Origin of the sequence: Segatella maculosa OT 289 (assembly GCF_000243015.1) — a bacterium.
Lineage (GTDB): Bacteria > Bacteroidota > Bacteroidia > Bacteroidales > Bacteroidaceae > Prevotella > Prevotella maculosa.
Genome location: NZ_JH594504.1, coordinates 187,102 through 201,012, shown reverse-complemented (window position 1 = coordinate 201,012; position 13,911 = coordinate 187,102). Strand labels below are relative to the sequence as shown.

The 13,911-nt window shown below is 47.4% G+C and carries 10 protein-coding genes and 1 pseudogene; 2 read left to right on the top strand and 9 right to left on the bottom strand.

All coding sequences use genetic code 11. The features are described 5' to 3' along the window. Position 1 precedes the first annotated feature (1 nt). Positions 2-2,551 (top strand): annotated as a pseudogene (locus HMPREF9944_RS08195) (glycoside hydrolase family 3 C-terminal domain-containing protein). Positions 2,552-2,652: 101 nt separating this feature from the next. On the opposite strand, the gene HMPREF9944_RS12975 reads toward HMPREF9944_RS08195, so the two are convergent. Then, a complete protein-coding gene (locus HMPREF9944_RS12975) occupies positions 2,653-2,841 on the bottom strand; it encodes a hypothetical protein (RefSeq protein ID WP_155814644.1) in 189 nt (62 codons plus the stop codon). Between the two features lie 102 nt (positions 2,842-2,943). Here HMPREF9944_RS12975 and HMPREF9944_RS08190 point away from each other — a divergent pair, with 102 nt between their 5' ends. Continuing rightward, the gene (locus HMPREF9944_RS08190; protein WP_008565688.1) at positions 2,944-3,393 is read left to right on the top strand and encodes a peroxiredoxin; all 450 of its coding nucleotides are present in this window, start codon (positions 2,944-2,946) and stop codon (positions 3,391-3,393) included. An 863-nt stretch (positions 3,394-4,256) separates the two neighbouring features. Here the strand turns inward: HMPREF9944_RS08190 and HMPREF9944_RS08180 are convergent. The 8 genes from HMPREF9944_RS08180 to miaB form a co-directional block, all read right to left on the bottom strand. Then, positions 4,257-5,207 (bottom strand): hypothetical protein, encoded by a 951-nt coding sequence (locus HMPREF9944_RS08180; protein ID WP_008565686.1) that lies wholly within the window; start codon positions 5,205-5,207, stop codon positions 4,257-4,259. Between the two features lie 431 nt (positions 5,208-5,638). Then, positions 5,639-6,595, bottom strand: coding sequence for a lysophospholipid acyltransferase family protein (locus HMPREF9944_RS08175; RefSeq protein WP_008565684.1), 957 nt, complete (start codon positions 6,593-6,595; stop codon positions 5,639-5,641). Beyond that, positions 6,592-8,565: an LTA synthase family protein gene (locus tag HMPREF9944_RS08170; protein ID WP_008565683.1), complete on the bottom strand. Its 1,974-nt coding sequence runs from the start codon at positions 8,563-8,565 to the stop codon at positions 6,592-6,594. The genes HMPREF9944_RS08175 and HMPREF9944_RS08170 overlap by 4 nt, the downstream gene beginning before the upstream one ends. A gap of 115 nt (positions 8,566-8,680) precedes the next feature. Continuing rightward, positions 8,681-9,154 carry a hypothetical protein gene (locus tag HMPREF9944_RS13340; RefSeq protein ID WP_244861137.1) on the bottom strand — a complete coding sequence of 158 codons (474 nt, stop codon included), beginning with the start codon at positions 9,152-9,154 and terminating at the stop codon, positions 8,681-8,683. A 600-nt stretch (positions 9,155-9,754) separates the two neighbouring features. Next, on the bottom strand, positions 9,755-10,192 hold the full coding sequence (locus HMPREF9944_RS08160; protein ID WP_008565679.1) for a DUF6078 family protein: 438 nt from the start codon (positions 10,190-10,192) through the stop codon (positions 9,755-9,757). Positions 10,193-10,272: 80 nt separating this feature from the next. Continuing rightward, entirely contained in the window at positions 10,273-10,662 is a 390-nt protein-coding gene (locus tag HMPREF9944_RS08155; protein WP_008565677.1) for a hypothetical protein, read from the bottom strand. 20 nt (positions 10,663-10,682) lie between these two features. After that, a complete protein-coding gene (locus HMPREF9944_RS08150; protein ID WP_008565676.1) occupies positions 10,683-12,524 on the bottom strand; it encodes an ABC transporter ATP-binding protein in 1,842 nt (613 codons plus the stop codon). A 16-nt stretch (positions 12,525-12,540) separates the two neighbouring features. Continuing rightward, positions 12,541-13,872, bottom strand: coding sequence for a tRNA (N6-isopentenyl adenosine(37)-C2)-methylthiotransferase MiaB (gene miaB / locus HMPREF9944_RS08145; protein WP_044113525.1), 1,332 nt, complete (start codon positions 13,870-13,872; stop codon positions 12,541-12,543). Between the last annotated feature and the right edge of the window lie 39 nt (positions 13,873-13,911).

The following is a 13,911-nucleotide window of genomic DNA, read 5'->3' as shown; positions in this document are numbered from 1 at the left end:
TATGCGAAAAATAATAATATCCTTATTGTTGTCCATCTGCCTGTATGCCGTAGGACAATCGAAATTATCAAATTATAACGGGCAAGCAGAAGCTTTGTGCCGACAGTTGACGTTGTCTGAGAAAGTCTCTCTCTTATTAGACGATTCGCCCGCTATTCCCCGGCTGAATATCCCAGCCTTTCAATGGTGGAACGAAGCATTGCACGGCGTAGCTCGCAATGGGGTGGCAACTGTTTTTCCACAGACCATCGGTATGGCAGCAGCCTTCGATGACGAACTGCTGCAGCAAGTATTCACGGTCGTGAGCGATGAGGCTCGGGCAAAAGCTGAACGGGCCAAAGCCTTAGGACATGTACGTCGATATCAAGGATTGTCATTTTGGACTCCCAACATCAACATTTTCCGTGATCCGCGTTGGGGAAGAGGGCAGGAAACCTATGGCGAAGACCCTTACCTTACAGGACGTATGGGGTTGGCTGTTGTCAGAGGACTACAAGGACCAGATACAGCCTGCTACTATAAGACTTTAGCATGTGCAAAACACTTTGCCGTTCATAGCGGACCTGAAAGCTTACGGCATGAAATGGATATCGAAAACCTAAGTCCGAGAGACCTTTGGGAGACCTATCTTCCTGCTTTCAAGTCGTTGGTAACCAAGGGACAAGTGGCAGAAGTGATGTGTGCTTATCAGCGTTTTGATGGGCAGCCTTGCTGTGGCAATAGCCGTTTGCTCCAGCACATCTTGCGTGATGAGTGGAATTTCAAGGGGCTGGTGGTGAGTGACTGCGGTGCCATCAGTGATTTCTGGATACCTGGCCGGCATGGTGTGGCAAAAGATGCTGTAGAGGCATCTGCCCAAGCACAGAGCGCTGGTACAGATGTAGAATGTGGCAGCAATTATCACAGTCTGGAAGAGGCCGTAAAAGCAGGAGTTCTCAAAGAGAGTGATATTGATCGCAGTGTGATCAGGGTCTTAGAGGCACGTCTTGCGCTGGGCGATATCTCTCCCTCGGCTGTTGTGCCGTGGAAAACCATTCCTTATGCTGTGGTCGACTGTCCTGCCCACCGCCAACTTGCATTGCGTATGGCCCACGAGTCGATGGTGCTATTGCAGAACAGGCACCATACATTGCCTTTGTCTACGCATGACAAAATCCTTGTCGTAGGTGAAAATGCCGTGGATTCCATGATGCTGTGGGCAAACTACAACGGAATTCCAAGCCATACAGTGACTGTACTTGATGGTATTCGGCAGTTGGCAGAGCATGTAGAGTTTATGCCTGGTTGTGGACTGTTAACCAATGAAGTTTCTGAAAGCCGTATGAATCAGTTCTGTCACGGGGAAGGCGAACAGGGTATGCAGGCTTCTTACTGGAATAACGAAGACCAAGAGGGCGAGGCTGTCGCACAAGCTGTTTTTACGCATTCTATCAATCAAGACAATGGAGGTGCAACAACCTTTGCCCCGGGGGTTAACCTTACGCATTTCAGTGCGCGCTATGCAGGTATATTAAAGGTGCATCAGACCGAAGAGCTGCTGATTAAGGTAAGCGGAGATGATATGTTCCGAGTTTCTGTCAATGGAAAGAAGGTCATCAACAAATGGCGCAGTCGTGATGGCAATCAGATGGCCGAATATACGTTGCATGCAGAGGCCGGGAAGAACTATGATATCGTTGTGGAATATGTCCAATGCAAAGGCAATGCAACATTTCATTTCGATGTAGTACATAAACAACCATTCGACTTACATCAGCTGATAGAGAAAGCACGACAGGCAGACGCTGTTGTCTTTGTCGGCGGACTGTCACCTCGACTGGAAGGTGAGGAGATGAAAGTCGATTTCCCTGGGTTCTCGGGTGGTGATAGGACTTCGATAGAACTGCCTGTTGCCCAAAGAGAAGCTATTCAAGCATTGAGTGCCGCAAGAAAGCCTATCGTTACGGTCAACTGTTCGGGCAGTGCGATTGCCTTAGAGCCTGAGACTAAAAATTGTGATGCCATCTTGCAGGCTTGATATCCCGGTGAAGAGGGGGGCAGGGCCGTTGCTGACGTGCTTTTTGGTAAGGTAAATCCTTCAGGAAAACTACCTGTAACGTTTTATCGTCATGATGATCAGCTACCACCATTTAATGACTATCATATGCGTGGTCGCACCTATCGTTATTTCACCGGCAAGCCCCTTTTCCCCTTTGGATACGGACTAAGTTATACTACTTTCCGCATTGGGCAACCTGTGTGCAAAGGGCGCACCCTCAAGGTCAAGGTTAGTAATACCGGGCTGCGTGAAGGTACGGAGACAGTGCAAGTCTATATCAAACGCAATGCGGATAGCGATGGGCCGGTCAAGAGTCTTTGTGACTTTCAGAAAGTCAGTTTGAAGGCCGGCGAGAGCAAGGAGGTGACTTTTACGCTTCAAGACAATGCCTTTGAATGTTGGGACCCTCTGACGAACACCATGCGTGTCATGAGTGGCAGATACACCCTCTATGTCGGGAATTCAAGTTCGGCAAAAGCTTCATGCCAGATGCAATGGAGAGCGGGCCTGTGACTTCGCTAAAGACTTGTATACAGGCAACATTTCCTTGTGGGTTTCATGAGATTTGTCTTTGCTTGATTTTCTGCGGTATTAACAGTGCCGGAGACATCATTTTAATGGCTTAAAAGAGAACAGCCGACAGCTTCACGAAAGTATTTCCCCGGAAAAGAGGTATTCGAGAAGTGGAGTTCGTCGGCAATTTCTCTCACAGTGTGTTTGCTCGTATGCAGCATGGCCTTTGCATCAAGGAAGATATAATCACGATTGAAATCAGCCTGTCGCCCACGGTATTTTTTTATCATTTCATTGACGGTCTCAAAAAGAAATCGTATCTTTGCCGATGTCGTCCCGATTGCCTTTTCGGCAGGGGCAAACAGAATGAATTGTAAGTTAAAACCAAGAAGATGATTGAAGTAGGACAAAGACTTCCTGACGTGTTAGGAACCGATCAGGACGGTAAAGTGTGGAAGACGAGCGATTTCAAAGGTCGGAAACTCGTGCTGTATTGCTATCCAAAGGACGCCACACCGGGCTGTACAAGCGAGGCATGTAACCTGAGAGACAACCATGAACGGTTCATTTCGCAAGGCTATGCCGTGTTGGGTTGCAGCACGCAAGATGCCAAATCCCACCGCAAATTCATTGAGAAAAATGCGCTTCCTTTCCCGCTTCTCTGCGACACCGAGCTGAAACTCGTGCAGCAACTGGGCGTTTATGGCGAGAAAAAGATGGCCGGCCGCACCTATATGGGCGTGTTTCGCACCACTTTTATCACCGATGAAGCGGGCGTCGTCACGCGAATCATCGGCCCGAAAGAGATTAAGGTGAAAGACCACGCTGCGCAGATTCTGTAGCGAGGGTAGCTGTCTTTGGCTGCCGTTTTTATCATCTCATTTTGCACTCCGCCAAATCGGTGTGCAATCTCAGTCATTTCATGCGCCAATCTCAATCATTTTAGTCTCCAATTTCAGTCTTTTTGCATGGCACTATCAGTCATTTCGCAATGTCGTTTCAGTCATATTGGTTCGCTTGCGCCGTCTTGTTTCCCCCGACCGACGTTGCATGCGATTCCATGAAAAATGTTTTCCAGTCCCCTCTGTATGCAAAGATACAAAATTTTGCAAGCGATTGCAAGACTTTCTCGGATTTTTTTATGACCGATACGGCCGGCACTGTTTTTCAAGCACAAAAGTGGAAACGGCGACGACGGCGAAAACAAGCATTCGTCACGAACAAAAAAGACGGCGACGGCGATAGAAATTAAAAACCATCTTGAGAAAAAAGCAGCGACGACGACGGAATTAAAAAACTATTTTGAGGAAAAATGACGACGACGGCGGCGACGTTTTCAATTTCTTTCTATCGTCGTCTTTCTTTTCTCTTGTTCTTGTTCTTTGTTCTTAGGGAAGACTAACCGACTGATTATCAAGCTTCTCATTTGTTAATTTATTTAAACTTCTGTTTGACTTTTCATTTTTCGCGGAGCGTTTAAAAGATTTTAACAGGTTGGAAAGGTAGAGAATCAAGACTCTATTTGTAAGTTTTTCGGTGAGAAAATATAAGTTCCTTTTCCGTTTCATACGCTTTTAAAGGAAAGAACAAGCGTGTTCCTACCCTTTAAATACGGTGGGAACACGCTTCATATTTTTAATTGTTCCGAAATCTGGAAACAACCGTTTTCTTTTGTCTTACGTATTCAAGTATATTGATTGATAAATCATTCAATATTGCCAGTCAGTGTAAGGTTCTTTAGTCCATATTTTCTTTCCCAATATGGGCTGCTGACATCCATTAAGTTATTATCGGTAAAATAAAGCACATAAACATAGTTATACTCTGGGCGTAGTGAACTTGTCCAATAGCCCACGCGTTTCCCTACATCGATGAGCTTTCCGTTTTCATACCAACCCAGTAATGGGAAATAAAGTAGTCCGGTTGTATTTGATGGCCGGAAGTTGTGCGTATAACCCTTTGCATAAGCTGCATTCTGATTATTACTGCGATAGTCTTTTCCGTCAGGAGCAGCTGCGTCAGAATATCCAGCGGGCACCTTGACCCACACGCCACCTGTGTATAAATGGCCCATTACACTCCACACCGTCTGATTGTCAAACCATGTTTCTGCCTGCTCTAAAATCCACCGGATCCCGTTCACGCTCGGAGCAGAAGCACTATGACGTGTGGCTTGCGCAGGATAGGGAAGTGTGTTGTACCAACGCCAGTCGGTAGGGCTTGTAGGGTAGTGCGTATGGTCCTGCTGACCATTGATTTTAGGCTGATAAGCTTCTACGCCATGCCAGTAGTCATCGTTTGCAGTATTTGCATCCCACATATAATACTTGCTGCTGTAGTTCTTGATATCTTTATCGAGCCATGCGGTGTAATCGTATATCTTTCCTGCTTCGAAGGTTCCCGTCCACCAATTAGCGTGTGTGATTGTAGTCGTAACATTGGTTGTAGGGTCTTTGATAGTAAACGAAATGGAAAGGGTAAGCCAACTGCCCGGCCTGATAGCTATATAAAAACAGGTGTCGTTGCGAGTGGCTGAGGGAATAGGTGCCGAGTTAGTGTTGAGCGTTATTGCTGCTGTGTTGCTGGCAAAAGGTGTCTTGTCTTTGATAGATTTATTAGAAAAATCGAACCAGCCCCCTAAAGGATTTACGTACATCTCTTGTATGAGAATCTGTTCAAGGCGAACATTATGATGCAATGCGTCGTTCTGAATGCGGGGATAAAAGCAGATGTAGGCAGCTTTGTGCTCAAGTTCGAACTCATAGTCACCGCCACCACCTTTTGCCGTTTATTTGGACCAGCCAAATAATAAGCGTTAAAAGATGCAGAGAAAGAGCGATTTTTCCGCATGATGTGCTTACACTTTATTTGATATACCTGTTGAGATTTCATTATCGGGTGCAAAGGTAAGGCTAATTTGCGACATCACCAAACTTTTGAAGCTTGAAGTTCAGCAATGACTGCTGTGCAATCGAATATTGTATGCTTGGTTTCCTAACTGCGAGCGGCATATCAACGAGATGGAAGCCTATTCAAGAATAATCTGAAATGGTTCTTATTCATGAACTACTCTGCCACTGGTTGGCATTACCAAATCATGTCTTTTCCCTTTTGCAGGTGGACTTTGCCGTCAATATATTCAAAATGGTCGTTGAAGATGGCGCGGGTGCGCTTCCAACGGTTGTGGCTCCAGAGATAGATTTCGGGCTGGCGGCGAATGGATTGCTCCATTTCACGGAAGTATTCTTCGGTGATTTCAAAGGGTTTCGCGTGCTTCGTGTCCTCTCTGATTACTTTGAATTCACAGTTGTAGTGGCCTCGTTTGATACGTTTCACGTCGCCGTAAACAAACACTTGGTTCGTATGTCTGATGATACGCTCTGCTCCTGTGAGCACAGGTGTGTCATGATGCAGGAACTCCAACCAATGATGAATGTTCCACCAAAAGGGCGTTTGGTCTGAGATATAACCCACAATGATGGGCTTTCCTGCCTTTCCAAGTGCAATGATTTTGCGTAACGACTCCTGCATGGGAATGCAATAAGCCCCTTGTCGCTCGCGGACGTATTTGAAAAGGCGGTCGAAATATTCGTTTTCCAAGGGGTGATAGAGTTGGCAACAAAGCCCGTTTGTGAGCCAATAAGGCAGCGACGTGATCCATTCCCAATTGCCCAAGTGGCCTAAATACACGCCTATGGAGCGTCCTTCGGCCAGCAATTGTTCTATCTTTTCAGTGCCCGTGAAAGTCATTCGCTTCATGATTTGTTGCTTGCTGATGGTCATCAGTTTTACGGTTTCAACGATATAGTCGCAGAACCAATGATAGAATTTGCGTTCAATCTTGCGCAGTTCGGCCTCCGTTTTCTCGGGGAAAGAGGTCGTCAGGTTGTGCCATATCACGCGATGGCGATAGCGAATGACGTGCGACATGAGCAGATAGAGCACGTCGGAGAGGGCATAAAGCGCGCTGAAAGGCAGCAAAGAGACGAACCACCAGAAGCCATAGGCCACGGTGTAAGCCATATATAAGAGGGCTTTCTTCATCTTTCGAGTCGGGCTTTGAGTTTATCTTTTACCATGCGGTACATATATTGATAGATGATGGCCTTGAGTTCGGTCTCCATCTGTTGTTGTTCTTTCACTTGGCCCACGAGGTTATGCTGCATGAGCAGGTCGCCAAGCCTGTAAATGGCTTTTGTTTGTCGACCGTCCCACTGTAAGACGTAGCCGTATTTCACGTACTGGTAGATGCCATTAAGATAGTTCACGGCCCACGTTTTCTCTAAAGGTGTGTGGAAAAGGTCGGCACCGAAGGCCAGATAAGGAGTGGGATAGCCGATGTAGTTGAGCAAGGTCGGCATGATGTCTGTCTGCTGTGCGATGGCATCTATGCGCGAGGCTTTGATTTCACCTGACGGGTCGTAGATGATGATAGGAGAGCAAAAGCCACCTATATCGGTCATGTATTGGGCGTGATCGCTTTGGTTCGTGTGGTCACTCGTGATGACAAAGATGGTGTTTTTGAACCACTTCTGCTTGCTTGCCGAGGCGAAGAACTTGCCAATGGCCATGTCGGTGTAGCGTATGCACTTCTGAATGGGAAGGTGTTCTTCCTTGTAAACGTTCTTATATTTATCGGGAACAACAAACGGGTCGTGGCTCGAAACAGTGAAGAGTGCGGTCATGAAAGGTTGTTTCATTTCGCTCATCTTCGCACAATAGTATTGCAGGAAAGGCTCATCCCATATCCCCCAGTTGCCATCGAAGTCTGCATCGCCACCGAAACGCGGGTCTTCATCGTAGTCTTGTCGGCCATAATAGTTTTGAAATCCAATCTTTTTGGAGAAGGCGAGGAAGCCCATCGAACCTCGGTTTGCCCCATGGAAGAAAGCCGTCTGGTAGCCCCAGCGACTCAAGAGTCCCGGAATTCCGGTGTAATCATTCATCGAAGCGGGTGTCAAGATGAAGGGTTCGCCGAAGCGAGGAATGCCGCAAAGAATGGAAGGCATGCCGTCGATGCTCTTCCGTCCGTTGCAGAACGAATAGCGAAAGACCATACTCTTCTCAATCAGGCGGTCCACATTGGGCGTATATCCTTTGTATTTCCCACCGAAAAAGTCCTTGTTAAAGCCGCCGATATATTCTCTTCCGAAGCTCTCAACGATAAGGATGACGATGTTCTTCTTGTTGGATTTCCCCTTCGGAACAATCATATGGACGGGCGAATAGACCTTTGCGGCCTCGTTCAAAGAGGCGAAGTAAGGAGGTATTTCGAAGTTGGATTTACCGATGGTGCGTATCAATGCGAACGGCGTATTGAGCACAACGGCACAGTCGGTGGGTCGTTCTACGAACTGATTTGCATTGCTTATCGTGATAGGACGAACGCCCGACTGCAGTCCGCCACGGCATCCTGCCACGGTAGCCACGCCTGCAATGGCAAGACAAACAAGATGTTTGACGGTATATCCCAATCGTTTCTTACCCGTAAAGAAGTCACGATAGTCGGTACGGGGCATGACATAGAGTTTCGATAAGCCCCATATCAGCACGGCAAAGACAAGGAACAGGTACCAATGCGTCAGCGTGTTGTGTAGGATAATAGCGGCAATATTGTTCTCATTGCTGAACTCTTGGAACACGGTTGTCGTTGTTCGGCGGAGCGTAAAGGGGAAGTAAACCGCATCGGCAAGGTTAATGGCCAGTGCAACGGCATTGACGATAACAAACAACCACTTGCACAAGTGGTGATAAAAGCGCGTCTCTTTCAACCACAAGGGAAGGAGCATCAAAACGATATAGGGGATATGTGTGTAGCAAATGGCCGTGGTGTCGAACATCAGGCTGCCTTTTATCCACTGACCGATATCAGCTTTTTCGAGCCCCTCGGCAAAGTAACTGTAGTTGACCAGCACGTAGGTGAGCCGTGCAAGTGCGTAAATGATATAAGCCAACAGCAAGTTGATGAGCAATGCTATTGGCGAACCGAATGTTGATTTTAACAAGTGTTTCATAGCAATGAGTCGTTACTATAACGCGATATGCAAAGATAGATAAAATGTGCTGTTCGGCCAAAGAAAACACTTGCTTTTTCTTGTCTGACAGGCTTTTTGTCATACCAATCATTGGCTAATATCCGGCTACTTGAGAGCGTTCTCTGTCATATTTTTCTATACCTGGCTGTATGCCGAATATTCCCAAGCTTGTCTTTGAGAAGTATAGCGTTTCATTTCTTTCCCGACATTGATACACAAAGGCATGAGCTTTCTCCTGCAAAGAATAGCTGTAAACCTCTCTCTTGTTGTATTTCGACCGGCCGTGTTGCGCCAACAGTTTCTTTCTTTCATGATTGAACATGTGGGCAAACATCAACATTTCGTTATAGACGGTATGATTGCCACTTACAAAATCAATCTCCCCAATCAGTTTTATATTCACGCACCGTTTCGGTGTCTTTATATAAAATTGCTTATACTTGGTATTGCCGAGATAGTTGCACTGATATTCAAGTATCGTGTCGTTGCCGCAAATTCTGTCATAAGTGCGAGCCGGTTCTTCGAGACTGCTCTTAGTAAAGGGCTGTCTCTTTTTCCAAAGTTCCAATTCTATATAATTACGCCACCTATTGCCCTGTCTATGATATACTTTCACATGAGTCGTATCATTTGATGGGATTACAATCATCGTATCTTTCGTTGTCTTTACGTAAACGAAGGGCGAATATATTGGTTTACCCACCCCTTCCATCTTAAATTCATCGAATGTTTGATAGCGCCGGAATGTTCTAAGGGCATACTTTTTCAATGACTGTCGATTCTCATTCGTTGAATCCGACCTGCGAGGTGTGCTATCATATGTGCGTGCTTTCCCTTGATGGGCTTTTGCTCCAACCTGTTGTTTGTTTGAACACCCTTGACAAATGGACAGCAATAACAACGCCTGTATTATAAATGATTTTCCCATGTATCCCTTGATAAAAGACGTTTTGTTCATCAATGCTTCCTTATTATTCGTAAGAATATGCTTAATATGTGCTGCAATTCTTCGGTTATGGTTTATCTTAAATACCGGTCTCAAGAAAGTTTCAGGCTTTGGAACGCACAGTCTCAACGCTTGGAACTGTGAATTCCAAGGCCTGGAACTGTGCGTTTCATCGTATGAAACTGTGCGTTCCAAAGCCTGAAACTTTTCTGAAACGCCGTACTATTCATACGCATAACGGTCGATGTAGTTATCGAAATCGGTCTCTTCGGTGTAGCCATACGCGCGGAAGATGTCGAGAACACCGGCTTGTTGCTCGGGCGTGAGGGTGAGTTGGCCGTTCATGTAGCGATAGTAGGCAGAACGACTGCCGAGGTATTGCTGGAGTTCTCTGCGTATCGGGGTGTCGTCCCGATGCTTTATGTTGAGGAACAGCTTGCGGAACCCCCACGCTGCGCGTATCACTCGCTTTTCGACGTAGAACTTGCACTTGCCATTTTGCAGCGCATTGGGGTAGATGGCAAAGCCCTCCGTGTTGTCTTCCGGCAGATGTCGGCCGGCAAAATAGTGCATGCAAGTCTCCTTGTGCGGGCAATGTTCGTTGAAACAGAAGTCCCATGTGGGTGGGACGGAAGCGAAATCAAAAGTTAGTTCTGCCATGTTATTTACTTAATTATAAGGTTAAACGTTATTTACTTGTGGTTTTTATCAATGAAAGTATGCGCCGTTTGTTCTGTCTGTCAGTCTACACCGCCACCGAAATAAGCGTATATTTCGTGTGCGCCATTGAATATCCAAAGATAAACAATAAATCCCATTACCAGCCATGAAAGGATGACGGCGATGTTTTTCTGCGTGTCGTTCAGTTTATTTATGCCGGCGACAATCTTATCCCCTTTCTTTTCATAGTGGTCATACAGGGTTTTATAGGCCACACCATAGGGAATCAATAATGTGAGCAGACCATATTGAAGGCTTTCGTCATGTGCATCATGACAGACATTGTAAACCGCAAGGAAAGGCGCTGTGACAAGAAGCGCCATGACACCTGCGATATAGACATTGACGTTGTCGCCTGCAATCGGTATTCTTGTGTAAAGGCGATATAATGAATAATAGATGAATCTCATTCCTGCAATGCAAAAGGACGTTACACTTGCTGCATGTCATGCAGTCGCTTGTAGTATCCGTTCTTGGCGATGAGTTCGTCGTGCGTGCCGCGCTCGATAATTCGGCCTTCGTGGAGCACGCAGATTTCGTCGGCATTGCGAATGGTTGAGAGGCGATGGGCCACGGCAACGGTCGTGCGGGTCTTCATCAATCGGGTCAAAGCATCTTGAACCAAACGTTCGCTTTCGGTGTCGAGGGCCGATGTTGCTTCGTCGAGAATGAGGATAGGCGGGTTCTTCAAGATGGCACGGGCAATGCTGATGCGCTGCCGTTGTCCGCCGGAAAGGCGCCCTCCACGGTCGCCGATGTTCGTGTCGAAACCGTTTTCGCTCTGCATGATGAAGTCGTATGCGTTGGCTATTCGGGCCGCATTGGCCACTTGTTCGTCGGTAGCTTCGTCGTTGCCAAACCTGATATTGTTCTTGAACGTGTCGTTGAAGAGAATGGCTTCTTGGTTGACATTGCCGATGAGACGGCGCAGGTCGTGAATCTTCAGGTCTTTTACGTTGATACCGTCGATGAGCACTTCTCCCTCTTGCACGTCGTAATAGCGCGGTATCAGGTCTACGAGCGTAGACTTGCCCGAGCCGCTCTGTCCCACCAAGGCAATCATCTTGCCCTTGGGAATGATGAGGTTGATATCGCGGAGCACCCATTGTTGGTCGTATTTGAAGGACACGTGACGGAACTCTATTTCGTGTTCGAAGGCAACGAGAGGGTGCGTGTCGGGTTTCTCTTTGATGGTGATTTCCGCCTGAAGTATCTTGTCTACGCGCTCCATGCTGGCCAAACCTTTCGGTATGTTGTAGCCGGCTTTGGAGAATTCTTTCAGCGGATTGATGATGGAATAGAGCATCACGAGGTAGTAAATGAACTTCGGACCGGTCAGCGTGTGGTTGTTCAGCACGAGCATTCCGCCTACCCAAAGCACGATGATAATCATTACCGTACCCAGAAACTCGCTCATCGGGTGGGCCAACTGCTGGCGAATGTTCACGCGCATCACGTTTTTGCGGTAGCTGCTGTTGGTCTTGTCGAAGCGTTTGTTCATCAGTTCCTCGGCACAGAAGGCCTTGATGATGCGGAGTCCGCCGAGCGTTTCCTCCACTTGGCTCATCGTGTCGCTCCACAGGCTCTGGGCTTCGATGCTCTGTGCCTTGAGCTTTCGGCCCACAAGTCCCATGAACCAACCGAAGAGGGGCACGAAGATAATCGTGAAAAGCGTGAGTTGCCACGAGGTAATCACCAGTGCCGCGAAGTAGCTGATGATGAGGATCGGGTTCTTGAAGAGCATGTCCAAGCTGGCCATGATGGAGCCTTCGATTTCCTGAACATCGCCACTCATGCGGGCAATGATGTCACCTTTGCGCTCTTCGCTGAAGAAACCGAGCGACAAGGCATTGATTTTCTGATAAAGCTGATTGCGGATATCGCGCACGACTCCCGTGCGGATAGGAATGATGCAGGCCGAGGAAAGGAAGTAAGCTCCTGTCTTCAGCATCGTCATAAAGGCCAAGAGAAGTCCGATAACGAGCAATGTGTTTGCCGGACCTGTTGTGGCAATGAAGTGTTGAATATAGTAGTTGGCGTTGTTAGTCAGCATTCCAACGAGGTCTTCAAGCCCGTGGACATTGTCCCAAACGACAAGTTTCGTGACCGGTTTCACATCACTTGTCTTGAACAAAATCTGCAAAATGGGAATCAATGTCATAAACGAGAAGATATTCAGCACCGCAGAAAGGATGTTGAACACGACGCTCCAAACTAAATATTTCTTATAAGGTGGAACGAAACGGCGCAATACTTGCAGGAACTCTTTCATAAGCTTTGACCTTTATTTATTTGATTTCTTCGCCAAAGAGTGTGGCGCTTGTCGAACCGGTGATGCGCACCTTGATGAACTCTCCGATGTGGTGACGGCCTTTTTCGATGATGACAGCCTTGTTTTGTTCGGTTCTTCCCATGAGATGATTGCGGTCTTTCTTGCTGAACCGCTCTGTCAGAATGACGAAATCCTTGCCTTCGTCTTTCTTATTTTGCTCGGCACTGATGGCCGTTTGCAATTGGATAAGCTCGTTCAGTCGGGCAATTTTCACCGCTTCAGGCACGTTGTCGGCCAAGTGTTTGGCGGCATACGTCCCCGGACGCTCGCTGTATTTGAACATGAACGCACTGTCGAAGCCCACTTCTTTCACCAAGGAGAGCGTCAATTGTTGGTCTTCTTCGGTTTCATTATGATAGCCCACGAAGATGTCGGTGGTCAATCCGCAGTCGGGAATGATGCGCTTGATGGCCGCAACCTTATTGAGATAGTCCTCGCGGGTGTACTTTCTGTTCATCAAATGTAGTATTTTATCGCTTCCGCTTTGTGCCGGAAAGTGGATATGGTTGCAGAGGTTTGGCTCGTCGGCAATGGCATACAGAATGTCCTCACTCATGTCTTCGGGGTTCGATGTGGTGAAACGCACGCGCATATCAGGCACACTCTGGGCCACTTTCCGCAGCAGTTCGGCAAACGAAGTACCGTTTTCTGGCCGCTTGCCATTGGGCAACAGTCCATAGGAATTCACGTTCTGACCGAGTAAAGTAACCTCTTTAAATCCCTTGTCGTGCAGGTCTTTTACCTCGGCCAAGATGCTTTCGACATCACGACTGCGCTCTCTTCCGCGCGTAAAAGGCACGATGCAGTAGTGACAGAAGTTGTTGCAACCGCGCATAATGCTTACAAATCCGCTCACCCGACCGCCAATACGTTGCGGAAGCACGTCGCGATAGGTCTCGGTTGTAGAGAGTTCGGTGTCCACAGATGCGTGTCCGAGCTCGCATTCCGCAATCATCGAGGGCAGGTTGAGATAGGAGTCGGGACCGCAAACAAGACTTGCATGATGGTTTTTCACCAAGTCATCTTTCACACGTTCGGCCATACAGCCGAGCACACCAAGGATAAGTCGGCGTCCTTTCTTCTGTTCGGCGTGCAGCGTATCGAGCCGGTTATAAATCTTATTCTCTGCATTTTCGCGCACACTACAGGTGTTCAGGAAGATAGCATCGGCCTCTTCTTCGTGCTCACACACGTCATATCCGGCCATTTTCATCACTGAAGCGACGACCTCACTGTCTGCAACATTCATCTGACAGCCGTAAGTTTCTATGTATAGTTTCTTGTTCATAGGTGGAAGGAGCCCTAAACCCACCCCCAACCCCTCCCC

Excerpts from the sequence above, each read along its gene's own strand:
- HMPREF9944_RS08180 (WP_008565686.1), bottom strand. The coding sequence starts at position 5,207 with ATGTACGTAAATCCTTTAGGGGGCTGGTTCGATTTTTCTAATAAATCT.
- HMPREF9944_RS08190 (WP_008565688.1), top strand. The coding sequence starts at position 2,944 with ATGATTGAAGTAGGACAAAGACTTCCTGACGTGTTAGGAACCGATCAG.
- HMPREF9944_RS08175 (WP_008565684.1), bottom strand. The coding sequence starts at position 6,595 with ATGAAGAAAGCCCTCTTATATATGGCTTACACCGTGGCCTATGGCTTC.
- HMPREF9944_RS08170 (WP_008565683.1), bottom strand. The coding sequence starts at position 8,565 with ATGAAACACTTGTTAAAATCAACATTCGGTTCGCCAATAGCATTGCTC.
- HMPREF9944_RS12975 (WP_155814644.1), bottom strand. The coding sequence starts at position 2,841 with ATGATAAAAAAATACCGTGGGCGACAGGCTGATTTCAATCGTGATTAT.
- HMPREF9944_RS08155 (WP_008565677.1), bottom strand. The coding sequence starts at position 10,662 with ATGAGATTCATCTATTATTCATTATATCGCCTTTACACAAGAATACCG.
- HMPREF9944_RS08160 (WP_008565679.1), bottom strand. The coding sequence starts at position 10,192 with ATGGCAGAACTAACTTTTGATTTCGCTTCCGTCCCACCCACATGGGAC.
- HMPREF9944_RS08150 (WP_008565676.1), bottom strand. The coding sequence starts at position 12,524 with ATGAAAGAGTTCCTGCAAGTATTGCGCCGTTTCGTTCCACCTTATAAG.
- miaB (WP_044113525.1), bottom strand. The coding sequence starts at position 13,872 with ATGAACAAGAAACTATACATAGAAACTTACGGCTGTCAGATGAATGTT.